The organism is Candidatus Binataceae bacterium, from assembly GCA_035508495.1.
Taxonomy (GTDB): Bacteria; Desulfobacterota; Binatia; order Binatales; family Binataceae; genus JASHPB01.
In genome coordinates this window covers 1-25,625 of record DATJMX010000050.1, presented here as the reverse complement: position 1 = coordinate 25,625, position 25,625 = coordinate 1, and the positions used below count along the sequence as shown (strand labels likewise).

The following is a 25,625-nucleotide window of genomic DNA, read 5'->3' as shown; positions in this document are numbered from 1 at the left end:
TCCGCTCGGTGATCTTTCGATCTATATCCACATCACATGCGCACAGTGCAACATACAGTTAAACCCGCGGGTCGAAAGGGGAGGCCGCGCAATTTGGGTCGTCCGCCGGCAAAAGAACGCAAGCCGTACAATCCGGATACTATTCTCGATGTAGCAGTGCGCGTATTTCGTGAGCGTGGCTACGACGGTAGCTCGCTCGAGCAGGTCGCGAGCGCCGCGGGAATCACCAAGGCGAGCATCTACTATCACGTGCGCAGCAAGGAAGAGTTGCTCGCGCGCGGAGTAGGGCGCGCATTCAACGCGCTGTTTGCCTCGCTCGAGGAGCCGGCCGCAACTTCAGGGCGTGCGGTCGATCGCTTGAAGTTCATCGTGCGTCGCACGATCGAGATCACCGTCGAGCGGCTCGACGAGGTGGCGCTGCTGTTGAGTGTTCGCGGGAATACCCGCGTCGAGAAGCGAATCGTGGATCGGCGCCGAGAGTTCGATCATCGCGTCGCGGCGATCATGACCGCGGCGCAGGCGGCGCGCGAACTGCGCGCCGATATCGATCCGCGGCTCGCCACGCGGCTTCTGTTTGGGATGCTGAATTCAATCACAGAATGGTATCGTCCGGACGGCGATCTGGGCAGCGCTGAGATCGCGCAGGCGGTCTATCGGATCGCATTCGAGGGCCTCGAATAGGCGCGCTTGCATAATCTACCGAATAGTTGGTAAGTTTTGGGCAGAGGCACTCCATGAGCGAATTCAACGTCGCCAATCTGATTCCCGCTCCCGAAGTTCCGCAGCCCAATATCTTTCCCATCGAATGGCGCTGCGAAACTCCCAAGCTCGCCGAGATCTACGATCGCGCCAAGCGTGAGGGTTTCAACCCGGCCGAGATCAAGTGGGCCGACCTGTCGCCCGAAGCATGGAGCGACGACGAGAAGGTCGCGATCATGTACTGGTGGGCGCTGCTCTCGAACTTCGACTCATCGGGACCGCCGGTCTTTGCGCGCGCCATGATCCGCGCCTTCGAGACTCACGAGGAAGATCCGATTCGCAAATGCTTTTTCTCGATCACCCGCGACGAGACCAATCACGAGGAAGTGTGCCAGCGCGTTATCCAGCGCCTCGTGCCCAAGGGGCCGCAGGGCTTCGCGCCGCAAAACGATCTGCAGCGCGCGGCGCTCAACAATATCGGATGGCTCTATCACAACGGCGGACGCTACTGGACGGGATTCAACCATGGCGTTGATAAGTATCCGCTCGCGATCCTGTTTACCTCGTTCATGATGGGCGAGGTCGCCTCCTCGACGCTCTTCCATGGGATGTCGCGCGCGACGACCAATTCCGTGTTCCGCGAGATCTTCACCAAGATCGGCCGCGACGAGTCGCGTCATCTTCAGATCTGCATCAACCTGCTCGAACAGCAGTGGCCCGGCCTCACTGATGAAGATCGCTCGTTCGTGACCAAGCAGCTGCGCGCGGGATTTGTGTTCCTCTCGATGGTGCTGTGGGAGCCGCCGGCGCAGTTCTGGGATCTGCCGCCGTACTTCCTCGAGAATCATCGCGCGCTGCTTAAAATAGCGCGCGAGGCCGGACTTGGCGTGCTCACCTACGAGCAGCAGGCTGATAACTGGAAGCTGGCAATCGCGCGCGTGCGCAAGCTCGTCGAGCGATGGGGCATCCAGTTCCCGGCGATTCCCGAACTTGATATTGAGGGAGTCGATGTCGGCGATATCTCGGCCGAGGATATTATTCCGGTATTCTGAGCGCTCGCATTTTCGCTTCGCCGCACGGAGGCCACGATGAGCATCGTCCTATCGGTTGAGGGCGCGATCGCCGAAGTCGTTCTCAATCGGCCCGACAAGATGAACGCGGTGAGCGGGGCGATGGTCCGCGAGCTCGGCGCGGCGCTTGATCGCGCGCAGGCGCAGGGTGTTCGCGCGCTGCTGATTCGGGGCGAGGGTCCCGGTTTTTGCGCGGGCCGCGACCTCGCCGAGGCCAATCCCGGCAACGAAGACGGCGAGGCGATTCTCGAAGAGACCATCAATCCGATCATCCGGCAGATCACGACCTTCCCGGCGCCGACATTCGCGTCGGTTCACGGACCATGCCTTGGCGCGGGGCTGGGTATCGCGCTCGCCTGCGATGTGGTCTACATCGCCGACGATGCAAAGATCGGCTCGCCATTCGCACGAATCGGCGCCGTGCTCGATTCGGGCGGCCACTCGTTTTTCGTGTCGCGGCTCGGCGCGCATCGCACGCTGGAGCTAATCTACTCGGGCCGCCTGATGTCGGGCACCGAGGCCACGCAACTCGGCCTGGTCAACCAAAGCTTCCCGCGCGATAGCGTGCTCGAAAATACCCGCAAGCTCGCCGCACAAGTCGCGGCCGGGCCAACGGCAGCATTCATGGAGTCGAAGCGCCTCGTCCGCCGCATCGACGAAGAAGGCCTCGGGCTATTCGCGGTCCTCAAGTGCGAAGCGAAATCGCAAGGCATCGCCGCCCGGACCGAGGACTACAAGGAAGGTATCAGCGCCTTCCAGCAGAAGCGCCAACCGAAATTCACCGGCCGCTAGCCCTGACGATGGCTGCGGCGGAAGACCCGCGCCTCGTCCCAAGATCCCTCGGGGGTCGTCGCTCGGGATGACGGAACTGAGCCGGGATGGACGGAATTTAAAGCGAGCGGCAACGGAATCTCAAGCGCGGTGCGACTGCCCCTTTCGCGATTTTTTGTGGTGTGCCGAGCGAGTCTCATTGATGCGCATCGAGTAGCGGCATACCCTTTCTTTGGTGATCTTGAAGGCGCACACGCTCCTCGGCGCCGTTTTGGCGGTCCTCGAAAAAGCCGGGCTGCGGCCCGACAGCCATCTCTTGCTCGGCGTCTCCGGCGGCGCTGATTCGGTTGCACTTCTTCATGTTTTGCTTGAGCTTCGGGCGTATCGCGGATTTCGCGTTTCGGCGGCTCATCTTAATCATGGGATTCGCGGGGCTGAGGCCGATCGCGACGAGGCCTTTGTACGCGGACTTTGCGCGCGGCTGGGTGTCGAACTGATTTGCGAGCGAGCAAACGGGCTCGATGCGTCGATGCCGAATCTCGAGGAGCGGGCCCGCGAAGTTCGCCATGAGTTTCTCGAGCGCATCGCCGATGCCGTTCATGCGGAATTCATCGCGCTGGCGCATCATGCCGATGATCAAGCTGAGACGCTCTTGATGCGGCTGCTGCGCGGCTCGGGCGTCGCGGGACTGGGCGCGATGGCCGAGCGCGGGCCGGGCCGGATCGTCCGCCCGATGCTTTCGCTCTCCCGCGAGGATATCCGCAGCTTCATCGCCGAACGGCAAATCGAGTTCGTCGAAGACTCCTCGAACGCGGCGCACTCGATCCTGCGCAATCGGATTCGGCACGAGCTGATGCCGATGCTGGAGCGCGAGTATGCGCCGGGTCTCGGCCTGCGGCTTTCAGGACTCGCCGACGAGATGCGCGACCTCGATGCTCTCGTCGCGCCGCTGGCCGCGCGTGCGCTGGATGCGATTCGCATCGGCGCGAATTCAATTGACGTGTTGCAATTCGTGCGCCTCACTCCCGCATTGCAGCGCAGCGTGGCGCGCGAGTTTATCCGGGGTGCGACGGGCAGTCTCCGGCGTGTATCGCGCGAGCATATCGAGAGTATTCGTCGATTGGCTTCTGAGGGCGGTCCAAACGCCTTCGTTCAACTCCCGGATCGATGGAGAGCCCGTCGCGAGTACGAACTACTGAGGTTGGAGCGCGACGATCAGCCGCCAGTCCAGCCGTACTCTATTCCCCTGACGCTTGATGGCGACACGATCATTCCCCATGCCGGAGTTGTCCTTCATTCCCGAATCGAGTCGACAGGCGAATCTTCGATGCCGTACTCGCTCGACGAAGCCATCTTCGATGCCGCGGCCGTCACCGCGCGAGGTCTCGTCGCGCGCAGCTTCCGGCCCGGCGATCGCATCGCGCCGCTCGGCATTGGCGGGCATCGCAAGCTGAAGGAGGTTTTCATCGATCGCAAAGTGCCTCGCGAGCGCCGTGCGGTCTGGCCGGTGGTAATCCTGGGCGACGAAATCGCGTGGCTACCCGGTCTAATCCGTTCGCGAGCCGCCCTCGTCTCGCCGTCCACCGAAATCGTCCTCAGAATCGAAGCGCGGCCCCGTCACTTCTTTTGATATCGTCGTTGCGCGCCATTTAACACGCGTGATAATTTTGATTGTGGGATGAACCAGTTTTCCCGCAGTATTGCGTTATGGCTAGTGCTGGGACTGATGTTCCTGCTGCTGTTTAACATCTTCAGCAGGCAGCAGCCCAAAGAACCCGAAATTATCTTCTCCCAGTTCCTGAATGATGTTCAGGACGGCAAGATCGACTCCGTCACTATCCAGGGCAACCAGATAAAGGGCGACTATAAGACCGCCGAGCATTTCAAGACCTACGCCCTCAACGACCCCGACCTTGTCAAGATGCTGCGCGACAAGGGCGTCAAGATCGCCGCGAAGCCCGCCGAGGGCGATCCGTGGTGGATGGTCGTTCTGATCCAGTGGTTCCCGATTCTGGTGCTGGCGGCGCTCTGGATCTTCTTCATGCGACAGATGCAGATCGGCGGCGGCAAGGCGATGTCGTTCGGTAAGAGCCGCGCCAAGCTGCTAACCGAGAACACGCACAAGGTCACATTCGCCGACGTCGCTGGAATCGACGAAGCCAAGGATGAGCTCGAAGAGATAATCCAGTTCCTGCGCGATCCGAAGCGCTTCACGCGCCTTGGCGGGCGCATTCCGAAGGGCGTGCTCCTGGTCGGGCCTCCGGGAACCGGCAAGACGCTGCTCGCTCGCGCGATTGCGGGCGAAGCGGGCGTGCCGTTCTTTTCGATCTCGGGCTCCGATTTTGTCGAGATGTTCGTCGGCGTTGGCGCCTCGCGCGTCCGCGACCTTTTCGTACAGGGCAAGAAGCACGCGCCCTGTATCATCTTTATCGATGAAATCGACGCCGTCGGACGGCATCGTGGCGCAGGCCTCGGTGGCGGACACGATGAGCGTGAGCAGACCCTCAACCAGTTGCTGGTCGAGATGGACGGCTTCGAAGCGAACGAGGGCGTTATCCTCGTTGCGGCGACCAACCGGCCCGACGTTCTCGATCCGGCGCTGCTGCGGCCCGGCCGCTTCGATCGCCGCGTCGTCGTTCCGCGTCCTGACGTGAAGGGCCGCGGCGGAATCCTGAAGGTTCACACGCGCAAGGTTCCGTGCTCCGACGATGTCGATATCAATAAACTCGCGCGCTCGACTCCCGGATTCGCTGGCGCCGATCTCGAAAACCTCGTGAATGAGGCCGCCTTGCTCGCCGCCCGGCGCAACAAGGAAAAAGTCGAGATGGCAGACTTCGAGCTCGCCAAGGACAAGGTCATGATGGGCGCGGAACGGCGCTCGATGGTCATGTCGCTGGGCGAGCGCAAGAACACTGCCTATCATGAAGGCGGTCACGCTCTCGTCGGCACGCTGCTACCCGGTGGCGACCCGGTCCACAAAGTTACGATTATCCCACGCGGGATGGCGCTCGGCGTCACGCAGCAACTCCCGCTCGACGATCGTTACACGTACTCGGCCGACTACCTGCTTACGCGGCTCGCCATGATGTTCGGCGGACGCTGCGCCGAGGAGCTGGTCTTCGGTCATATGACGACGGGCGCCGGCGACGATATCGAAAAGGCAACCGAGCTTGCGCGCAAGATGGTCTGCGAATGGGGCATGAGCAAGGAACTCGGCCCGATGACCTTTGGCCGCCGCGAAGAGCAGGTCTTCCTCGGCCGCGATATCGCCCATCACAAGGATTACTCCGAGCACACCGCGGTTGAGATCGATCGCGAGGTGCGCCGCATTATCGACGACTCGTATCAGAAAGCGCGCCAACTCCTTTCCGATCATCTGGTGCTGCTGCACGCGGTTGCGGAGCGGCTGCTGGAAAAGGAAGTCCTCGACGGCGCCGAGGTCGAGGCGATGGCCAAGGCGTTCCAGGAAGGCCGTGAGATGCCGCCCTCAACCACGCCCCGCGCCGAACCCCCGCAGCGTCCCGGCACGCCGGCGATCGAAAAGCCGAAGACCGCAGACGAGGAGAGCGCGATCCCCGGGCTGCCGCCCAAGCCGGTGCTCGCCTGACGCGCCTCGCGCATTCCGAATCGAATCTGAACCACACGCCGCCGCGGAGCATGAAACTCCGCGGCGGCGTTGTTATTCGCTTTCCCGCGATTATGGGTGTGCTTAACGTCACGCCCGATTCATTCTCTGACGGCGGCCGCTATCTCGATCCTCAGCGCGCAGTCGAGCATGCGCTCGAGATAGAAGCCGCGGGCGCGTCTATCATCGACGTTGGCGGCGAATCGACACGCCCCGTTGGCGCACTTGAGGTTCCGCTCGAAGAAGAGATCGCGCGCGTCAAGCCGGTGCTCGAGCGTCTCGGGCAAAAGCTCCGTATCCCGATGTCGATCGACACGCGACGATCCGCCGTGGCTCGAATCGCGCTGGATGCCGGTGCGTATATAATTAATGATGTGACGGCACTCAAAGGTGACACGGAAATGGCCAGCGTTGCGGCGCGATCGAAATGCGCCGTCGTGCTGATGCATATGCGCGGCGGCCCGCATAATCACGCGCGATTTGCGCGCTATCGCGATGTCATCAGCGAAGTGCGCGAGTATCTGATGCGGCGCGCGCGTTTTGCCGAGTCATCCGGAATCGCGAAATCGAGAATTATCCTCGACCCGGGAATCGGCTTCGCCAAGGACGCTGCGCACAACTTCGCGATCCTCGCAGGGTTGCCCCGGCTCTGCGCGCTCGGCTATCCGATATTAGTGGGGGCTTCGCGCAAGCGCTTCGTGCGCAGCATCGCGGCCGGCGGCGAGCGCGAACTGACGATTGCTGGTGCGGCAGCCGACGCACTCGCGGTCGCGAGCGGCGCCTCAATCGTTCGGGTTCACGATCCAGCGGCGGCTGGTGCTGCGGTGCGGATGGCGGAGGCGGTAAGACGGGCGGCGATGCGATAACGATGCATTATTACCTGCCAATGATTCCGGCGCCGCGATGGCAGGATATCGTCGATATCCTGATCGTGGCCTACGTGATCTACCGAATCGCGATTTTGATTCGCGGCACGCGCACCACGCAGATGGTGGCGGGCCTGGTGATCGTCGGTGGCGCTTTCGTCGCGTCGCAGGTGTTCGGGCTCTTCACCCTCAACTGGCTGCTCAACAACTTCCTGTCGTCATTGGTCGTGATCCTCGTCGTGATCTTTCAGGCCGATATCCGGCGCGCGCTGACGCGTGTCGGATCGCAATCGTTCTTCGTGCCGCGCCCGCAGATGGCGACTGCGGCCGAGGCGCTGGCGGCCGCGGCGGCCTGGCTCTCCGCGCGCCGGATCGGGGCGCTTATCGTGATCGAACAGGACATGGGCCTCAACGAATTTGTCGAGAGCGGCCGTATGATCAACGGCGAGATTTCGCCCGAGCTTATCGAGACGATTTTCTTTCGTGGCTCGCCGCTTCACGACGGCGCAGTTATCTTGAAGGGTGATACAATTCTTGCGGCCGCGTGTTTGTTGCCGCTGTCGACAAATCCCAACGTGAGTCTCGCCTTCGGCACGCGCCATCGCGCGGCAATCGGGATCACGGAGGACTCGGACGCGGTGGTGCTGGTGGTGTCGGAAGAGGATGGAACCATTTCGATCGCTCGCGGTGGCGAATTGCTCCGCGGCCTCACCGCCGATGAAGTGCGCGAGGCGCTGAGCAAGCTGTCGGCGTGAGCGAGCTGAGCGACCGTGATGCAGTTGGCGACTCTGAAGCAGCGAATCGGGTTCGACGATCTGAAGAAGCGTGTCTCGCGCAACATCGGCCTGCGTTTGCTCGCACTCGCGATCGCGATCGGCTTCTGGATTTTTGTCAATGCCGGAGAGCGCGGTTCCGTGATTCAGCTCACCGTGCCGATCAGCTATCGTCAACTCGCACCGGGGCTGGTCATCGTCAATCGTCCGCCGGATTTCGTGAAAATCGAAGTGACCGGCACGCGCACTCTGCTCTCGCTACTCGATCCCGAGCGAATCGCGCTGAGGCTCAACCTGAACGGCGTCGTCAACGGCCAGGCTGACATCAGGATTCTGCCGACCATGTTCAACACGCCGCGCGGCACGACGGTCACGCGCATATCGCCGGACCAGATTACGCTCGATGTTGATCACGTCATGAGCCGCGACGTGCCGGTGCATCTGACGACGCAGGGCAAGCCCTCGACGGGCTACACCGTCTCCAACGTCGATATCAAGCCAGCCACGGTCACGGTGATTGGACCCAGCCGTTTCGTGCTGCCGCTCACCCAAATCAACACCGAGCCGTTCGATGTCGAGGGCCTCACCAACGACACCGACCGCAGCGTCGATCTCGCGGATACCGATTCCGCGATTCGCTACGGCGTCGATCACGTCGATGCGCACGTCGATGTCGCCGAGGTAATCGCCGATCGCGAGTTTCGCTCGGTGGGCGTTGACGTTCAGAACTGTGACTATCGCTTCCGCGTCGAGCCGCATTCCGGTTCGGTCACGCTTCGGGGTCCGATGCTGAAGCTGAAGAGCCTCGATGCCAAGGGATTGCTCTTCGTAGATGCGAAAGACCTCGAACCCGGCTCCCACGAGTTGCCTGTGCAGGTGAATTTGCCCGATGGCATTCAACTCGTGCGCGAAACGCCCGACAAGGTAAGACTCAGGATGTACCATACCAAGAAGATGACCACCGCAGATGAGCACCCATCCTAAACTGTTCGGCACTGACGGCGTTCGCGGCGTCGCTAATCGCGAGCCAATCACCTCGGAAACTGCGCTCAGGCTGGGCCGCGCGCTCGCCTACGCGTTCCGCCACAACGGCGGGCGTCATCGCCGGATCCTGATCGGCAAGGACACGCGCCTTTCGGGCTACATGCTGGAAACGGCGCTCGAATCCGGTATCTGTTCGATGGGCGTGGATGTGTGGCTAATCGGGCCGCTGCCGACTCCGGGAATCGCCTTTCTCACCCGCAGCATGCGCGCTGATGCCGGAGTCGTTATTTCGGCGTCGCATAATCCCTTTCAGGACAACGGCATCAAGTTTTTCTCGAGCGACGGCTTCAAGCTCGATGATGAAGTCGAAACGCGAATCGAGGCCCTGGTTTTCGACGACGCCGAGCTCTTGAGCCATCGCGCGGAAGCGCACGACATCGGCAAGGCCGCCCGTATCGACGATGCGCTCGGACGTTACCTGGTCTTTCTCAAGACCTGCGTGCCACGAACAGTCACATTCGATGGACTCCGAGTCGTTATAGACTGCGCCAATGGCGCCGGCTACAAGGTCGGCCCCGACGCGCTCGAGGAACTCGGCGCCGACGTGATCGCGATCAACAACGATCCCGACGGCACCAATATCAATCGCGATTGCGGCGCGGTGCATATCGACGGCCTGCGGCGCAGGGTGCTCGAAGAGCGCGCTCATGTCGGAATCGCGCTCGACGGCGACGCCGATCGCGCGCTCTTTATCGACGACAAGGGCGAGCTATTCGATGGCGACGACGTGATGGCCGTGTTCGGCCTGAAGCTCGCAGCCGAAGGCCGTTTGCATGCCAACACTGTCGTCGCATCGGTGATGAGCAACTTCGGCCTCGAGATTGCGCTGCGCAGTGGCGGTGTGCGCCTCGTGCGAACCGACGTCGGCGATCCCGCGGTGGCGCGCGAGATGCGGCAGCATTCCTACTCGGTCGGCGGCGAGCAATCCGGCCACGTGATCTTCATGGATTGCGCGACGACGGGCGACGGTCTGCTCACCGCGCTTCTGCTCTTAAGCTCGATGGTCGAATACGGAAAGGCGCTCAGCGACATGCGTGTGATGCGCCGCGTGCCGCAGGTGCTGGAGAACGTCCGCGTCGCGCGCCGCGTACCGCTCGCGGAAATGCCCGAGGTGCAGCGCATGATCGCCGCCGCCGAGTCGCGTCTGTCAGGCAACGGCCGCCTCCTGGTGCGCTACTCAGGAACAGAAATGCTCGCCCGCGTGATGGTAGAAGGCGAAGACGAGTCGCACATCACGATGCTGGCAAAAGAAATCGGCGCCGCAATCCTCCGCTCCACCGGCTCTCCGAGCTGAAGTCACGGGCGCGCGATGCTTTTTCGAAGGAAAAGCCGTCGCCGGACCAAAGGCGGCTATTGGACGTGGCTCGGTCGTGTTGCCGTCAGTCCGCGCTTCGATTGGAACGTCCGAACTGAGTTGGCGATCAAGCTTGCCCGACACGTCGTGCAGCATCCCGAGTATCTTGAACTGTTGGCTGCGAGCGTCCCGCGAATGGTGACTAAAAGCGGCCGCTCGAAGCGCTTCGACCCCTTCGAATTCCTCGAGGACGTAGCCAACCGCCCGCTACTCCGACCAAGTGTAAGATCGAAAGCCGCCGCCGCGCTCCGCCGATATAAACGCCCGCCCCAGGGTATTTGGGGTACTTTGAAAACGATCGTCGCCCGTTAATCCGATTCGGATCACCACGCCACGCACAAGAGCACGCGCTATGCCTCGCGCGGATTGTGAAGCTTCCGACTTCTCTTTGCCGCGATAACGGGACGAATCTGAGACAGACAGTCAACATAACGCTCGTGCTGATTTCCGAATCAATCTTCCTGGTCGGAAAGGGTTTGTCAGGCGCGGGAATCAGAGGCGTAAACCGCCAGTGGTTTTGAGCCCAGTGCTTTCAGGTACGCCTTCACCGCGCGGGCGAGGCCGGTGTAGATCGCATCAGAAATCAGCGCGTGGCCGATCGATGTTTCCTGCAAACCCTTCACCGTCTTCACGTAGAGCGGCAAATTGCGCAAATCGAGATCGTGACCCGCGTTGACGCCGAGACCGATCCTGCGCGCGAGCTTGGCCGCATCGCGATGCGCTCCAAGCACTGCATCGCGCTCCGGCGTGTCGAACGCGGCGGCATACGGCCCCGTGTATAGCTCGATTCGATCGGCGCCGAGCTCCTTCGCGCGCTCGATCGTTTCAGCGTTCGGCTCGACGAAAAGGCTCGTGCGAATGCTCTCCGAGCGCATCTTGGCGAGCACCTCGCGCAGCCACTCGGCGCTGTCGTCCAATTTCCATCCGGCATTTGACGTGAGCACTCCCGGCGGATCGGGCACCAGCGTGCACTGCGTCGGACGCACTTCATGAATCAATTCGAGAAATTCCGCGCCGGGATAACCCTCGATATTGAACTCGATGCGCTTGTATTCCTGCGTAAGCAGCGCCGATAAATCGAACACATCCTGTCGCCGGATGTGTCGACCGTCGGGGCGCGGATGTACCGTGATCCCGTGGCATCCGGCGGCGATCGAGGTGCGCGCCGCTTTGAGTACGCTCGGCAGGTCGCCGCCGCGCGAGTTGCGAATAACTGCAATCTTGTTGAGGTTGACGCTGAGCTTGACCATCAGGCGGCCTTTCGTCGATTCACGGTAGGAGGCTAGCAGAGCAGGCCGCGCGAACGCAGCGATTTGCACGGCGTGGCCGTTTGCTAAACTCGCTGGTGTGGAATCGACGCGATGATACTTCTGAACGCCGGTGAGAGCCGCGAGCTCGACCGCCTGAGCCAGGAAAAATACGGCGTGCCGTCGTATTCGCTGATGACGCGCGCGGGCGAAAGCGTTGGCGACGCTCTGATGCGCGTGTTTCCCGAATCGGCTGCGGCGGGAGTTCTCGCGGTCGCCGGCAAAGGCAACAACGGCGGCGATGCGATGGTCGGCGCCCGCCGGCTGCATCAGGGCGGCGTTATCGTGCGTGCCGTGCTGCTCGGCAGCGCCGCCGATCTCAAGGGCGATGCGCTGCGCGCCTACAACGATTTTGTCGCTGCCGAGGGCCACGTCATCACCGCCGCCAACGAGGCCGAATTCGACGCGATCCTCACGCATCCGCCGGGCGCGGTTATTGATGGCATCTTCGGCACGGGCCTCAACTCCGAGGTCCGCGGGCTGCCACGCCATGCGATCGAGAAACTGAATGCGTTGGAAATCCCGATCGTCGCGGTCGATATCGCCTCGGGCGTGAACTCTGACACCGGCGCAATTATGGGTACGGCGATCAACGCCCGGATGACTGTGACTTTCGGTTTCGCGAAGATCGGCCATATGTCATTCCCCGGCGCGGGACGCTGCGGCGAATTGCGGATCTTCGATATCGGCTTCGCCCCCAACGCGATTGCCGAGGTCGCCCCTCGCGCGCGCTTCGTCACTCTCGAAGATGTTCAGCCGCAATGGCATCCGCGGACGATGAACTCGCACAAAGGGATGTATGGCCATCCGATGGTGATCGCGGCGAGCCTGGGCAAATCCGGCGCCGCGCTGCTCGCCTCGCGCGGTGCGCTCAGGATGGGCGCGGGTCTGGTGACGACTGCGATACCCGCCTGCGTTCAGCCAGTAGTCGCCGCGGGGCAAGCTGAGCTCATGACCGAGCCGATCGCCGACCGCGACGGCCACTTCGACGGCGATCGCGCGCCCGAGGCTTTCAAATCTCTGATCGCTGGCAAGGATGCGCTTGTCGTCGGCCCCGGCATCGGCCTGAACGACGACACCGTACGCCTCATCGAATGGCTGATCACCGAAGCGTCGGACCCGAAGCTGCCGATACTGATTGATGCCGATGGGCTCAATGCCCTGGCACGCCTCGGATGCGATCGCTTGAAAAACGCGCGCGGGCCGTTCGTGCTCACGCCTCATCCTGGCGAAGCGTCGCGGCTGCTGGGTGTGACGACCTCAGAAATCAACGCCGATCGCGTAAGTGCGGCGCGACTGCTCTCAGAGCGGACGGGAGCCTGCGTGCTGGTGAAGGGCGCGCGCTCGGTGATCGCCGGTCCGGGCGGCGAGCTGTTCATCAACTCATCGGGAAATCCGGGTATGTCCACGCCCGGGATGGGCGATGCGCTCTCCGGGATGGTCGGCGCTCTGCTCGCGCAGGGGATGCGTCCGATCGATGCGCTGTTGTTCGGCGTGTTTGTTCATGGATTCGCCGCGGATCGCGTGGCCGATCGGATCGGACGGGTAGGGTACCTGGCCGGTGATCTAATCGAAGAGCTTCCCGCAACACTTGAGGCGCTATCCTCATGATCGCGCTATAATTTTTTGCGATGCCGAACCAGGTCGAAATTCAAAGCACGGCCGTGACGTTTGTGATCGAAAGCGCCTCGCCGCACGAAACCAAGAATTGGGGACGGCGGCTCGCATCCGTGCTTGAGGGCGGCGAACTCCTCGGCCTTATCGGCGATCTCGGCGCGGGCAAGACCTGCTTTATCAAAGGCCTCGCGCGCGGGCTTAGCCTGCGCGAGGAGGACATCCTGAGCCCGACGTTCACGATGATTCAGGAGCATCGGGGGCGCCTGCCGCTTTATCACATCGACCTTTATCGCCTCGACGAGGCGGGCCTCGACGATCTGGGCCTGCGCGAATATCTCTTCAGCGAGGGCATCGCGGCGGTCGAATGGTTCGAGCGCCTGCGCGAGTCGGCGGACCTCGACTACCTCGAAGTGCGAATCAGTTATTCGGGGGCGAATTCGCGGCGAATCGAGTTCGCGGCGTCAGGGCCGCGCCATAGCGAAGCGATCGCCCGCCTGCGCGCGCGGTTCGAATAGAATTTCGCCTCGAAATATCGCTCGATCCTGCCTCTGGAACGGCAGCCTCTTTCTACGCATAATTATCGTTTACCCCTTGGCTGGGGCATTGGAAGGCTCGTTTTCAATTGGCGCTTATCGTTCAAAAATACGGCGGGACCTCGGTTGGCTCCGTCGATCGAATAAAGGCTGTGGCAGAGCGTGTTGCGCGATCGCGTCAGCGTGGCGATCAAGTTGCGGTCGTCGTTTCCGCGATGGCGGGCGAGACCAATCGCCTGCTCAAGCTGGCGACCGAGCTAGCGGATTCGCCGAATCAGCGCGAGTCCGATGCGCTCGTTTCGACCGGCGAGCAGGTGACTTCGGCGCTGCTGGCGCTGCGCCTCGAAGCACTTGGTCATCCCGCAGTATCGTTCCTCGGCTTTCAGCTTCGAATTGCGACGGACTCGAATCACGGCCGCGCGCGTATCAAGTCGATTGAATCCGATCGCGCAAGTGCCGAGCTCAAGAACGGCAGGATTGTCGTGGTCGCCGGATTCCAGGGAATCGATTCCGCCGGCGATATCACGACACTTGGCCGTGGCGCATCAGATCTGACGGCGGTGGCGCTCGCGGCCGCTCTGAAAGCCGACGCATGCGAGATCTACACGGACGTTGACGGCGTCTATACCGCCGATCCCAACATCTGCCCGCGTGCGCGCAAGCTCAAGCGGATCTCCTACGACGAGATGCTCGAGATGGCCGGACTCGGCGCCAAGGTCTTGCAGATTCGCAGCGTCGAGCTCGCGCAGCGCTATGGCGTGCCGCTCGTGGTGCGTTCCAGTTTCAACGATTCGGAGGGCACGTTGGTCGGTAAAGAGGATAAGTCGATGGAAGAGGTGCTCGTTTCAGGAGTCACCCTCGACCAGAACCAGAGCAAGATCACGATCCTGAGCGTCGAGGATACGCCCGGCCTCGCAGCGCGGATTTTCGGCCCGATCGCTGATGCGGGAATCGTAGTCGATATGATCATCCAGAACGCCAGCGCCGACGGCCGCACTGATATGACTTTCACCGTGGGCCGCGATGATTTACGCCGCGCACTCGAGGTGATCAACCGCATACTGGGCGATATCGGCGCCAAGGGAGTGCGCTCCGAGGACCAGGTCGCGAAGGTCTCGATCGTCGGCCTCGGGATGCGCACGCATGCCGGCGTTGCGGCGAAGATGTTCTCCGTGCTCGCCAACGAGCGGATCAATATCCAGATGATCGCGACGTCCGAGATCAAAGTTTCGGTGGTCGTCGATTCGAAGTACGCCGAGCTCGCGATGCGCGCGCTGCACGACGCGTTTCTCGACAGCACCAACGGCGCTCGGGAGGAGTCCGTCTAGTCCGATGGCCGACCCCAAACACATTCAGATCTACGACACCACGCTGCGCGACGGATGCCAGTCCGAGGACGTGTCGCTCACGGTCCAGGACAAGGTGCGAATCGCCGAGCGCCTCGACGATCTCGGCTTCGACTACATCGAAGGCGGATGGCCGGGATCGAACGAGCGCGACGCGGCGTTCTTCACCGAGATCAAGCGCCTCAAGCTGAAGCACGCGAAGATCGCCGCCTTTGGCTCGACGCGCCGCGCCAACGTGAAGGCCTCCGCCGATCGTAACCTGCAACTCCTGCTCAAGGCCGATACTCCAGTCGCAACCGTGGTTGGCAAAACCTGGGATCTGCATGTGCGCGAGGCGCTGCGTATTTCATCGGAAGCGAATTTCGAAATTCTCTCCGATACGATTCTCTACCTGCGCAAGCATGTCGATGAAGTCATCTTCGACGCCGAGCATTTTTTCGACGGCTACTTCTCGAATCCCGAGTTTACGCTCAACTGCCTGCGCTCCGTCGATGAAGCCGGCGTGACGCTGATCGCACTCTGCGACACCAACGGCGGCCGCTTGCCGCACGAGATCGAAGCGGCGGTGAAGGCCGCGCGCGGCGTTGTTAACTGTCCGATTGGGATTCATTGTCACAATGACAGCGACGTCGCGGTCGCAAATTCGATCGCCGCGATCGAGGCCGGCGCGACGCAGGTGCAGGGCACGATCAACGGCTTCGGCGAGCGATGCGGCAACGCCAATCTCGTCTCGATCATTGCCAACCTCCAGCTCAAGCTCGGCTATCATTGCCTGCCGCCCGGCAAGGTCGAACATATGAGCGAAGTCTCGACGCTGGTGTACGAGCTCGCCAATATCCCGCCGCATGCGCGTCAGCCCTACGTTGGCCGTAGCGCGTTCGCGCACAAGGCGGGACTGCATGTATCAGGAATTCAGCGCGATGCGCGCACGTATGAGCATATCGATCCGTCGAGCGTCGGCAATGCGCGCCGCGTTCTGCTCTCGGAGCTTTCGGGCCGCGCGAATATTGTCTACAAGGCCAAGGAGTTCGGCCTCCAGCTCGATCCTAACGATGAAAAGATCGGCTTGCTGCTCGAAGAGCTGAAGCAGCTCGAGGCGCAGGGCTACGTCTTCGACGGCGCTGATGCCTCGTTCGAGCTCTTGATGCTGCGGACCCTGGGGCTCACACGCGAGCATTTTAATTTTGTCAGCTTCCGCGTCTTCGACGACAAGTGGCACGAGGACCAGGCGCCATTCAGCGAAGGGGTGGTCGTGATCGAAGGCCCCGACGGCGCGCGCACCCGCAACTCCGCGATCGGCAATGGCCCCGTCAACGCGCTCGACACCGCGCTGCGCCAGGCGCTGCTGCCGTACTATCCGGCGTTGTCCTCGATGCGACTGGTTGATTACAAAGTTCGCGTGCTGGACAACGGAATGGGCACCGACGCGCGCGTGCGCGTTTTGATCGAATCCACGGACGGCAAGCGCCGCTGGGGCACCGTCGGCGTTTCGAGCAACGTCGTCGAGGCCAGCTGGCAGGCGCTGGTTGACTCGGTCGAATACAAACTACACAAGGATAGTAGGAAGCCGCGCGCCAAGCCGGCCAAATTGAACGGGACGCGCCCGCGGGGCAAGGGCGCCAACGAGTCCGTCGCTCACCCAAAGGCCTGAACGAGAGCGCGGCAAGGAGCAACGACCGTGGGTGTTATCAGCCGCATGCGCGAGGACATCCAGATGGTCCTCGATCACGACCCCGCCGCCCGCTCGGCGATCGAGGTCGTGCTGGCTTATCCGGGTATCCATGCGATTTGGATTTATCGCGTTGCTCACTCGTTGTGGAATCACAACTTCAAGCTGACCGCGCGTGTGCTCACTGAGCTGTCGCGCTTCCTGAACGCAATCGAGATTCACCCCGGCGCTCAGATTGGCCGCCGCCTCTTCATCGACCATGGCCTCGGCGTGGTGATGGGTGAGACCACCGAGATCGGCGACGACGTCCTGATCTACCAGGGCGTAACGCTCGGCGGCACCAGCCTCAAGAAAGAGAAGCGCCATCCGACGATCGAAGACAACGTCATGATTTCGTCGGGCGCGGCCGTGATCGGCCCGGTGACGATCGGGCGCGGCAGCAGAATCGGCGCGGGCGCGGTCGTCGTGTCCTCGGCGCCGCCTTATTCAACGATTGTCGGAATCCCGGGCAAGGTAATCGAAGGCCAGAGCGCCAAGACCGATGTCGTTCAACTCGATCACGCGAAACTGCCCGACCCCGTCGCGCGTGCGATGACCACGCTCGTCGATAAGCTCAACGTCCTGACGGCTCGGTTAGGCGAAATCGAAGAGCGGCAGGATTGCCTTGAAGACAAAGTCAGCGAGCACCATCCCGAATCCGAGAACGGCATCGCGGTCAACAAGGGCTAGATTTTCGCTGTTGATGCGAGCCACGCATCCTCCGCGCGTCTGACGGGTCGTTCTGAACTAGCGTTATACGCCGTCTTTTGCCGAAAATGTCGGTAAGATAAACTGTCTGCCTCACTGGGGAGATAAGGCCATATCGATCTATCTCGACCATAACGCGGGAGCGCCGCTTCGTCCCGAGGTGAAGCGCGCAATCGCGGACTTCCTCTGCGAAGAGGAGGGCAATCCTGCGTCTGTCCATCGCGCCGGTCAGCGAGCGCGCAAGGCCCTCGAGGGTGCGCGCGGGCAGGTGGCGAGTTTGATCGGCTCGGAGCCGCGTCGAATCGTGTTCACGAGCGGCGGAACAGAGTCCAACAACATGGCGATCTTCGGCACGGCGCTCGCCGCTGCGCATCGGCGAAAGATCGTATCCTCGATGATCGAGCACTCGTCCGTGCTTGCTCCGCTGTCGGAACTGGAGCAGCGCGGTTTCGAGATCGTTCGAATCGCACCTGATTGCGAGGGCCGCATCTCGCCTGACTCTGTCGTTGCCGAGATCGATGCGAACACCGCGCTGGTCACGCTCGCGCTGGCCAACAGTGAAGTCGGCAGCATCCTCGAGACACCGAAGATCGCCGAAGCTGCGTCAGCGGTAGGCGCGGTCTTTCATCTCGACGCGGCGCAGGCAGCAGGAAGAATTGCCGTCGATATATCCGTGCTCGGCTGCGACCTCATGACGCTCAGCGCGCACAAGCTTGGCGCTCCTGCGGGTATCGGCGCGCTCTACATTCGCGATGCCGCACGCATCGCGCCGCGCATGTCTGGTGGTCCGCAGGAAAGCGGGATGCGCGCGGGTACGCCGAATCTCATCGGTGCAGTCGCATTCGGCGCATCAGCAGAAGCGGCACGCCTCGCTATGGCCGAAGAATCGGCACGTGTTGCGATGTTCGCAAGTTCGCTCCTGGAGCGGCTGCGCGCCTCGATTCCAGATCTTCGGCTCAACGGTTCCGCGAACGATCGGCTTCCCAACACGCTCAACCTGACGTTTCCGGGGGTGCTGGGCGAGACGATGCTGATCGCGCTTGACCTCGAAGGCGTTGAGGTTTCGATGGGGTCGGCGTGTGCCGCAGGCGCGGTCGAGGCGTCGCACGTTTTGCGTGCGATGGGCCTGAGCGACGGTGATGCACGCTCCTCGCTAAGAATCAGCCTCGGATGGAACACGACCGCCACCGATATCGACACGGCAGCCACGACGATCGCTCGCGTATGGCGGCGCGTCGCGGTCAACGAGCCGCTCGGCTCGGAGGCCGCATCATGAAGGCGCGCGTTCTGGTTGCGATGTCGGGCGGCGTCGATAGCTCCGTCGCAGCAGCGATGCTCTCGGAGGAGGGCTATGACGTTGTCGGCGTCGCGATGCGCCTTGCGCCGGAGTCTGCTCCGGCCTCGCGCAAGCGCGGCACCTGCTGCTCGCACGATGACTTCGAAGATGCGCGTCGCGTCGCGGAGCTGATGAACTTCCCATTCTACGTCATCGACCTGCGCGCCGACTTTGCCGCGCGCGTCATGAACAACTTCGTTTCGGAGTACCTGGCTGCGCGGACGCCGAATCCGTGCGTGATGTGTAATCGCGAGATCAAGTTTGATCGGCTCTGGGAGCGGGCGCGCGCGCTCGAAGCTGATTTCATCGCGACTGGTCACTATGCGCGAATCGAGCGCGACGCCGCGGGCGCGTTCCACCTGATGCGCTCCGTCGATGAGTCGAAGGACCAGTCATATTTCCTCTTTATGCTTGGGCAGGAGCAGCTCGCGCGCACGCTTTTCCCGCTCGGCGCGATGACCAAGAGCGAGGTGCGGAGTAGGGCACGCGCACTGGGGCTTGCCAATGCCGACAAGCCGGAGAGCCAGGAAATCTGCTTCGTTCCCGACGGCGACTACGCGCGTTTCGTCGAGCGCCGCGCGGGCAACTCGGATATTCGTCCGGGCCGCATCGTTGACAACAGCGGCGACACTCTCGGTGAACACGCTGGCATCCACCGCTTCACCGTGGGCCAGCGCCGCGGACTCGGAATCGCGACGGGCGAGCCGATGTACGTGCGCGCGATCGATCGCGATAGCGGCGATGTTGTTGTAGCGCTGCGCAATCAGATTTCATCGGCGGGATTGATCGCCGAGCGCGTCACGCTCGTCGATCCGTCGCAGCGTGAGCACGACGAAATTCGCGTTGAGGCGAAGATTCGCTATCGGCATCGCGCGCTTCCGGCGACATTACGGTTCGACGATGGCGATCGCGCGGAGGTTCGGTTCGATTCTCCCGGACCCGCTGTCACTCCCGGCCAGGCTTGCGTTTTCTATCGCGGCGACGATGTGCTCGGCGGCGGTTTTATCGAAAAGGCGGTTCTTAGCTGATGCGCTTTGCAATCGCCACGCTCGGATGCAAGGTCAATCAGTACGATTCGGCGACGATCGAGACGCGCCTGCTCGCGCGCGGCATGGAACGCACCGAGTTCAACCAGGCCGCCGACGTTTATATCGTCAACACCTGCACCGTCACGAATCGCGCCGATGTTGAGAGCCTGAGGCTCGCGCGCCGCGCGCGGCGGCTCAATCCGAATGCACGCGTCGTGATGACTGGCTGTCTGGCCCAAGCCTCTCCCGGGAAGCTCGCGGGCGCGAACGAAGTCGATGCGGTCGTCGGACTCGGCCGGCTCGACGATCTCGAACGCGCGATTATTGTTGGCGATGGCGAACGAGTGATGGTCTCGAATCTGCGCAAGGAGCGCGGCGCCATGGAACTCGGCGCCGTCACGCTGGCGGGTCAGACCCGCGCGTTTCTGAAGCTGCAGGAGGGATGCGACCAGTTCTGTACTTTCTGTATCGTGCCGTTCTCGCGCGGAACTTCCCGCAGTATCGAGCCGCGCCGCGTGATCGAAGCGCTCGAAGAGGCTCATGATCGCGGTTTCAGAGAAGTGACACTCTCGGGCGTTCACCTCGGAGGATACGGCAAGGATCTTTCGCCGTCCGTCGAGCTTGCCGATCTGCTCGAAATGATTGCTGAGCGATCGCCCGTGCGGCGCGTAAGGCTCAGCTCGCTCGATCCTGAGGAGCTGAGCGATCGAATTATCGACATCGTCGCGGCGAGCGAAGCGTTTTGCCCGCATCTTCATCTGCCGCTGCAGGCGGGCGAGGACGAGGTTCTTTCGCGGATGCGGCGCCGATACGTGCGCGACGAATTTCGCGCCCGGGTCGAGCGCGTGGTCGAGGCGATGCCCGAAGCCGCGATCGGTACCGATCTTATAGTCGGATTTCCGGGCGAGAGCGCGGCGCAATTCGACTCTTATTACGCCTTCGTCGAAAAGCTGCCGCTTGCGTACTTCCACGTATTTCCTTATTCGGTGCGCGACGGTACGACAGCGGCCAAGATGCCGAACAAGGTAAAGCCCGGGGAGATCAAGCTGCGCGCCGATGCAATGCGCCGGCTTGGCGAGGGCAAGCGCGCCGACTTCGCGCGCCGCTCGCTGGGCAGCACGCTCAATGTACTAATCGAAGAGCGCAACGCCCGCGGCGCGCTCGAAGGATACAGCCGCAATTACATCCGCGTTTCCGTGGCTGGTCCCGACGGTCTCATCAATCAGGAAATTGAGGTGGAGGCGCTGACTGCAGATGCCGCTCAAGTGGCTGGCCGGATTGTTGCGCAAGCGGAGCAGAACGGCGCCGCTGCCGCCGCTGCCGAGTGACGGGCGCCACGCCGGAATCGAAAAGGCGCTCGGATATAATTTCACGCGGCCGGAGCTGCTTGAAACCGCGCTCACTCATCCGAGCGCCGCGGTCGGCACCGAGACGCATTACGAGCGGCTCGAGTTTCTTGGTGACGCCGTGCTCGATCTTGCGATCGCGGACCTGCTGATGCGGAAGTTTCCCGAGGCGAAAGAAGGACCGCTCTCCAAGCAGCGCGCATCGATCGTTAATGCGCGGACGCTCGCGATCAAGGCCCAGACTATCGCGCTCGGCAGCGCGCTGCGGCTCGGCAAGGGCGAAGAGAAAAGCGGCGGACGCGACAAGACTTCGATCCTGGCGGCGGCGTTCGAGGCCGTTGTTGGCGCAGTCTACACCGACGGCGGTCTCGCACCCGCACAGCGCGCGGTCGAGCGCTTGTTTGATGGTGATATCGGTGGGCCCGCGGCCGAGCGGGATTACAAAACGGAATTGCAGGAGCTGTCTTATCGTCATTATCGAGTGCAGCCGAACTACGAACTGGTCAGCGCCGAGGGACCCGATCATGCCAAGCGCTTCACGACGCGGATTCGCGTCGGCGGGCGCGAGCTCGGAATCGGCGAGGGCGGCAGCAAGAAGCAGAGCGAGCAGGCCGCGGCGCGCGTGGCGCTGGATGTGATCGCGCAGGAGAAAGGTGGACGCGCCAACTGAGCATCGCGCCGGCTTCGTCGCAATTACAGGACGGACCAACGTCGGCAAATCGACCTTGCTGAATCGGCTCGTCGGGCAGAAGGTCGCGGCCGTAACGCATCGTCCGCAAACCACGCGGCGGCGCATTCTCGGCATCCGCAGCGATCCCGACGCGCAGTTTTTGCTCATCGACATGCCGGGAATTCATGAGAGCCGCCGCGCGATTAACGAGCGGATGGCGCAAACGGCGCGCCGCGCGATCAGCGAAGGCGAAGTTCTGCTCGTGATGATCGAAGCGGGACCACGCCTGAGCGCCGAGGACCAGGCGATGCTCGCCGAGCTCCGCGCCATGAAGCGCCCGGTCGTGATCGCGGTCAACAAGATCGATCTCAAACCGCGCTCGTATGTGCTGCCGATGCTCGAAGAAATCGGCCGCGAATTTCCCGAGGCCGAGTTGGTTCCGATAAGCGCTCGCTCGGGAGACAACGTCGAAGAGCTGCTCGCGGTGATCAAGAGATCGCTGCCGGTGAGCCCGTCGCTGATGTCCGAGGAAGAATTCACCGACCAGTCCGAGCGAATGATTGCTGCCGAAATTATCCGCGAGAAAATCTTCCTCAAGATGCGCGAAGAGATCCCGTTTTCAACGGCAGTCGTGATCGAGGATTTTGTCGAGGAGCCCGAGCGGCAACTTAAAAAGATTAGCGCGCGCATCGTCGTCGAGCGCGAGCCGCACAAGGGCATGCTGATCGGCGCGGGCGGCCGTACGCTCAAGGAAATCGGCACCGCGGCGCGCCTCGAACTCGAGGAGATCCTGGGCTCGCGGGTGTTCCTCGAGATGCGCGTGCGGGTCGATCGCGATTGGACGCGCGATCCACACAAGCTGTCGGAGTACGGCCTTTGAGCAAAGAGCGATCGCCACGAAGCGTCGAGAGCCGCGGCGGCGCCGAAGTGCGGCGGCTCTTTTCGGAGGGCCTGCCGTCCGTGGTTCTCGTCGGCCGGGCCAACGCCGGCAAATCGACGCTGTTCAACCGTATCGCGAAAGGCCATCGCGCGATCACGAGCGCAATTCCCGGCACCACTCGCGATCTCAACTTCGCGCGGGCCGCGCACGAGGAGCGCGACTTCGTCGTGGTCGATAGCGGCGGTCTCGAGCTCGGCGGGCGCGAGAACATGAGCGAGCGAATCGTCGCTGAGGCGCTGGGGGCGGTTGGCGCGGCTGACGTCGTCGTGTTTGTGCTCGATGGCAAAGCCGGACTTGCCGATGCGGATTCGGAGGCGGTCGCGCTGGTGCGCGACACCGGATGCCCGCTGATCATGGCGGTGAACAAGATCGATTCCGACAAGCAGGAGACGAACGCAGCGGAATTTTACGCGCTCGGCGCCGACGAGCTGTTCTTCATCTCGTCGGCGCATGGCCGCGGAGTCGGGGAGCTGCTCGATGAAGTCGTAAAGCGCCTTCCGGCGAGGGAATCGGCGACGCAAGCAGGACCCAATCTGAAACTTGCGCTGGTCGGGCGCCCGAACGTCGGCAAGTCCTCGATGCTGAATCGGCTGTCGGGTTTCGAGCGCGCGATCGTCGATTCGATTCCCGGCACGACGCGCGATCCGATCGACGTTCGCCTGAGCGCGGAGGGACGCGACGTGCTGTTGATCGATACCGCGGGTATCCGACGGCCGACGCGCGTCGAAGGCGAGCTGGAGCAGCATTCGGTGGCGCGCGCGATCGAGACGATCCGTCGCGCTGACGTGGTTCTGCTCGTGATCGACGCGAGCGAGGGAATCACCGACCAGGACGCGCGGCTCGCGCGGCTGGTCGATACCAACGATCGCGCGATGGTGATCATATGCAATAAGTGGGACGCGGCCGCGAAAGCGGGCGGCAAGATTGCCACGTTCGCGCGCGACGTCGAGAATCGCTATCCGTTCATGTCGTATGCGACGAAGGTCTTCACGTCGGCGCTGACGGGCGACGGCGTGAAAGGCATTCTGCCCGCGGCGATCGCGGCGGGCGAGTCGTGGCGATCGATGTTCCAGACTTCGCAGCTCAATCGCATCCTGGCGGCCGCGACGGCCGCGATGGATCCGCCGTTGGTTGCGCGCCGCCGCCTCAACCTGATGTACGTGACGCAAGTCGCGAGCGCGCCGCCGCGGCTTCGATTCTTTTCCAACATCGAACGCGACATCCCCGCGCACTACATCCGCTTTCTCGAAACGCGCTTTCGCCGCGAACTGAAACTGGTCGGCACGCCGCTGCGCTTCTCTTTCAAGCGCACCGGCCGCACGCCCGCGATCGGCTCGACGGAAGCATTGCGGGGAACCTCGAAGAGCAAGCGCGAGCGAGCCAAATCCGCGCGCAAACCTGCCTGAAACACAAAACAGCGCGCGGCGCTATGCATGTCGCGTCTGTCGCAATTGCTTAACTCGCGGTATGACTCTGACGACTAGTCGAAGGCGTGGGAGGACGTTTCGATGAACACGAGAACCATCTCGCCCGCTATTTATGGCGTCGCCTTGATCGCGTTCGTCACTGGATGCTCGCCGGCTGCTGCGCCGGTCATGCCGCAGCAGCCAGTTTCCAATGTGCAGGCTGCTCCCGCCGCACCGCCGCCCGTAGCCGCGCAACCCGAGACGCCTGCGGCGCCGGGCGGGAACTACGAGCAACCGCCTGTTATCAATGTGTCCGATCTGCTTCCGGCGAGCGCACTTTCGGGTCCGGGGTTCATTGTTCAGCAGCAGGTTCCGACCAACGGCGCGATGGGCGAGTACACGATCGTCGCCGATGCCAGCGTCTTTCATAACAACGCCGGGACTTACCAGGTTGAGAGCCTCGACATGCTGAAGATTCGGCTGTCTGAGATCCCTGCGATCGCGCAGTTGGACAACAGCAGTCAGACGGCGATTTTTGCGCAGGCGGTCGCGAAGAGCGCGGAGCGGCCGATCTCGGACGCGGCCAACATGGTCGTTCATCCGATGGATACCGTGACCGGCTTGCCGAGCGGGATAAACGAATTCTTCGGCCGCGTCAGCCTGGGCGCCAATCAGCTTTATGCGACCGCGACCAATTCGTCGGAGAGCGGCGGTCAGCGCGCAGAACAGACGGCCGAGGAGTCCGGTTCGATCACGGCGACCGCGCTCGGCTACGAGCAGGTGCGCCGCAGCCTCGCGAGGAAGCTGCACGTCGATCCGTATTCATCCGATCCGATTCTGAAAGCAAAACTGAACCACGTCGCGTGGGTGATGTTTTCGGCGCGCCTGGCCGTTGACACCGTAGTTACCGTGGCAGTGCCGGGCTCGATATTCATCACCGGAACGGAGTTCACCGAAGACCTCGTCTATCAGACGCCTAAGGGCGATCTGATCCTGCTGGTGCAAAAGAAGCTCAAAGAATTTGGGCTGTCGCAGTCGGATATCGCTCTGTTTACTCACAACACCGCGATTCCACTGAGTCTTCAAGTCACTGCCGTTCACGATCTCGACGCGCTCGGGCCAATCCGCGGTCGCAAGAGCGCCGCGATTGCGCTGGCGAACGTGCTGACGGAGTACCAGGCGCGCTTCCTCGTGACCTCGATTCACATGCTTGCGAAATGGAGTCAGCAGAAGAGTCCCATCACAAGAATCGAAGTTCCCGGACTGATCATCGGGCGCGATCAGAACGGCACGACGATTGTGCCTGCGCCGGTTGATTATCTCTCGTGGACGCAGCGTATTGCCGGATTCGCAACCGATCCAGCTCTGCTGTCCCGTCCGAACCGCGTGCTCTGGATACCGGCTCAAATGACGCCGCTCGCTCTACAACAACTCGCCGCCAATGGCTGGAAGGTGCATCAAGGTGATCAGCCTTAGTC

22 protein-coding genes are annotated in these 25,625 nt (G+C 62.3%); 21 read left to right on the top strand and 1 reads right to left on the bottom strand.

Annotated features, from left to right (window positions below; all coding sequences use genetic code 11):
- Positions 1 to 93: 93 nt before the first annotated feature.
- The 9 genes from VMA09_16165 to glmM all read left to right on the top strand — a co-directional run bounded on the left by VMA09_16165 (position 94) and on the right by glmM (position 10,142).
- Positions 94 to 681, top strand: a complete 588-nt coding sequence (locus VMA09_16165) for a TetR/AcrR family transcriptional regulator (protein HUA35145.1) — start codon at positions 94 to 96, stop codon at positions 679 to 681.
- Positions 682 to 734: 53 nt separating this feature from the next.
- Positions 735 to 1,751, top strand: coding sequence for a hypothetical protein (locus VMA09_16160; GenBank protein ID HUA35144.1), 1,017 nt, complete (start codon positions 735 to 737; stop codon positions 1,749 to 1,751).
- 36 nt (positions 1,752 to 1,787) lie between these two features.
- On the top strand, positions 1,788 to 2,561 hold the full coding sequence (locus VMA09_16155; protein HUA35143.1) for an enoyl-CoA hydratase-related protein: 774 nt from the start codon (positions 1,788 to 1,790) through the stop codon (positions 2,559 to 2,561).
- A 214-nt stretch (positions 2,562 to 2,775) separates the two neighbouring features.
- The gene (gene tilS / locus VMA09_16150; protein HUA35142.1) at positions 2,776 to 4,170 is read left to right on the top strand and encodes a tRNA lysidine(34) synthetase TilS; all 1,395 of its coding nucleotides are present in this window, start codon (positions 2,776 to 2,778) and stop codon (positions 4,168 to 4,170) included.
- Positions 4,171 to 4,218: 48 nt separating this feature from the next.
- Complete coding sequence (gene ftsH / locus VMA09_16145) at positions 4,219 to 6,147, top strand: ATP-dependent zinc metalloprotease FtsH (GenBank protein ID HUA35141.1); 1,929 nt, start codon at positions 4,219 to 4,221, stop codon at positions 6,145 to 6,147.
- Positions 6,148 to 6,197: 50 nt separating this feature from the next.
- Complete coding sequence (folP, locus tag VMA09_16140) at positions 6,198 to 7,031, top strand: dihydropteroate synthase (protein HUA35140.1); 834 nt, start codon at positions 6,198 to 6,200, stop codon at positions 7,029 to 7,031.
- A gap of 2 nt (positions 7,032 to 7,033) precedes the next feature.
- Entirely contained in the window at positions 7,034 to 7,786 is a 753-nt protein-coding gene (gene cdaA / locus VMA09_16135; GenBank protein ID HUA35139.1) for a diadenylate cyclase CdaA, read from the top strand.
- An 18-nt stretch (positions 7,787 to 7,804) separates the two neighbouring features.
- Entirely contained in the window at positions 7,805 to 8,788 is a 984-nt protein-coding gene (locus VMA09_16130; GenBank protein ID HUA35138.1) for a CdaR family protein, read from the top strand.
- Positions 8,772 to 10,142 (top strand): phosphoglucosamine mutase, encoded by a 1,371-nt coding sequence (glmM, locus tag VMA09_16125; GenBank protein ID HUA35137.1) that lies wholly within the window; start codon positions 8,772 to 8,774, stop codon positions 10,140 to 10,142. The genes VMA09_16130 and glmM overlap by 17 nt, the downstream gene beginning before the upstream one ends.
- 539 nt (positions 10,143 to 10,681) lie before the next feature.
- Here the strand turns inward: glmM and VMA09_16120 are convergent.
- Positions 10,682 to 11,452 carry a pyridoxine 5'-phosphate synthase gene (locus tag VMA09_16120; protein HUA35136.1) on the bottom strand — a complete coding sequence of 257 codons (771 nt, stop codon included), beginning with the start codon at positions 11,450 to 11,452 and terminating at the stop codon, positions 10,682 to 10,684.
- A gap of 111 nt (positions 11,453 to 11,563) precedes the next feature.
- Here VMA09_16120 and VMA09_16115 point away from each other — a divergent pair, with 111 nt between their 5' ends.
- From VMA09_16115 to VMA09_16060, 12 genes are all read left to right on the top strand, one after another.
- A complete protein-coding gene (locus VMA09_16115) occupies positions 11,564 to 13,120 on the top strand; it encodes an NAD(P)H-hydrate dehydratase (protein HUA35135.1) in 1,557 nt (518 codons plus the stop codon).
- Positions 13,121 to 13,140: 20 nt separating this feature from the next.
- Positions 13,141 to 13,641 (top strand): tRNA (adenosine(37)-N6)-threonylcarbamoyltransferase complex ATPase subunit type 1 TsaE, encoded by a 501-nt coding sequence (tsaE, locus tag VMA09_16110; GenBank protein HUA35134.1) that lies wholly within the window; start codon positions 13,141 to 13,143, stop codon positions 13,639 to 13,641.
- 107 nt (positions 13,642 to 13,748) lie between these two features.
- Positions 13,749 to 14,987 carry an aspartate kinase gene (locus tag VMA09_16105; protein ID HUA35133.1) on the top strand — a complete coding sequence of 413 codons (1,239 nt, stop codon included), beginning with the start codon at positions 13,749 to 13,751 and terminating at the stop codon, positions 14,985 to 14,987.
- Between the two features lie 4 nt (positions 14,988 to 14,991).
- Positions 14,992 to 16,656 (top strand): citramalate synthase, encoded by a 1,665-nt coding sequence (cimA, locus tag VMA09_16100; GenBank protein ID HUA35132.1) that lies wholly within the window; start codon positions 14,992 to 14,994, stop codon positions 16,654 to 16,656.
- Positions 16,657 to 16,683: 27 nt separating this feature from the next.
- Positions 16,684 to 17,403, top strand: coding sequence for a serine O-acetyltransferase EpsC (epsC, locus tag VMA09_16095; protein HUA35131.1), 720 nt, complete (start codon positions 16,684 to 16,686; stop codon positions 17,401 to 17,403).
- A 97-nt stretch (positions 17,404 to 17,500) separates the two neighbouring features.
- A complete protein-coding gene (locus VMA09_16090) occupies positions 17,501 to 18,697 on the top strand; it encodes a cysteine desulfurase family protein (GenBank protein ID HUA35130.1) in 1,197 nt (398 codons plus the stop codon).
- Positions 18,694 to 19,785, top strand: coding sequence for a tRNA 2-thiouridine(34) synthase MnmA (gene mnmA, locus VMA09_16085; GenBank protein ID HUA35129.1), 1,092 nt, complete (start codon positions 18,694 to 18,696; stop codon positions 19,783 to 19,785). The genes VMA09_16090 and mnmA overlap by 4 nt, the downstream gene beginning before the upstream one ends.
- Positions 19,785 to 21,113 carry a tRNA (N(6)-L-threonylcarbamoyladenosine(37)-C(2))-methylthiotransferase MtaB gene (mtaB, locus tag VMA09_16080; GenBank protein HUA35128.1) on the top strand — a complete coding sequence of 443 codons (1,329 nt, stop codon included), beginning with the start codon at positions 19,785 to 19,787 and terminating at the stop codon, positions 21,111 to 21,113. The genes mnmA and mtaB overlap by 1 nt, the downstream gene beginning before the upstream one ends.
- Positions 21,040 to 21,801 carry a ribonuclease III gene (gene rnc, locus VMA09_16075; GenBank protein ID HUA35127.1) on the top strand — a complete coding sequence of 254 codons (762 nt, stop codon included), beginning with the start codon at positions 21,040 to 21,042 and terminating at the stop codon, positions 21,799 to 21,801. Before mtaB ends, rnc begins: the two co-directional genes overlap by 74 nt.
- On the top strand, positions 21,785 to 22,681 hold the full coding sequence (gene era, locus VMA09_16070; GenBank protein ID HUA35126.1) for a GTPase Era: 897 nt from the start codon (positions 21,785 to 21,787) through the stop codon (positions 22,679 to 22,681). Before rnc ends, era begins: the two co-directional genes overlap by 17 nt.
- The gene (der, locus tag VMA09_16065; protein HUA35125.1) at positions 22,678 to 24,147 is read left to right on the top strand and encodes a ribosome biogenesis GTPase Der; all 1,470 of its coding nucleotides are present in this window, start codon (positions 22,678 to 22,680) and stop codon (positions 24,145 to 24,147) included. The genes era and der overlap by 4 nt, the downstream gene beginning before the upstream one ends.
- Positions 24,148 to 24,249: 102 nt before the next feature.
- Positions 24,250 to 25,623: a hypothetical protein gene (locus tag VMA09_16060; protein HUA35124.1), complete on the top strand. Its 1,374-nt coding sequence runs from the start codon at positions 24,250 to 24,252 to the stop codon at positions 25,621 to 25,623.
- Positions 25,624 to 25,625: the final 2 nt, after the last annotated feature.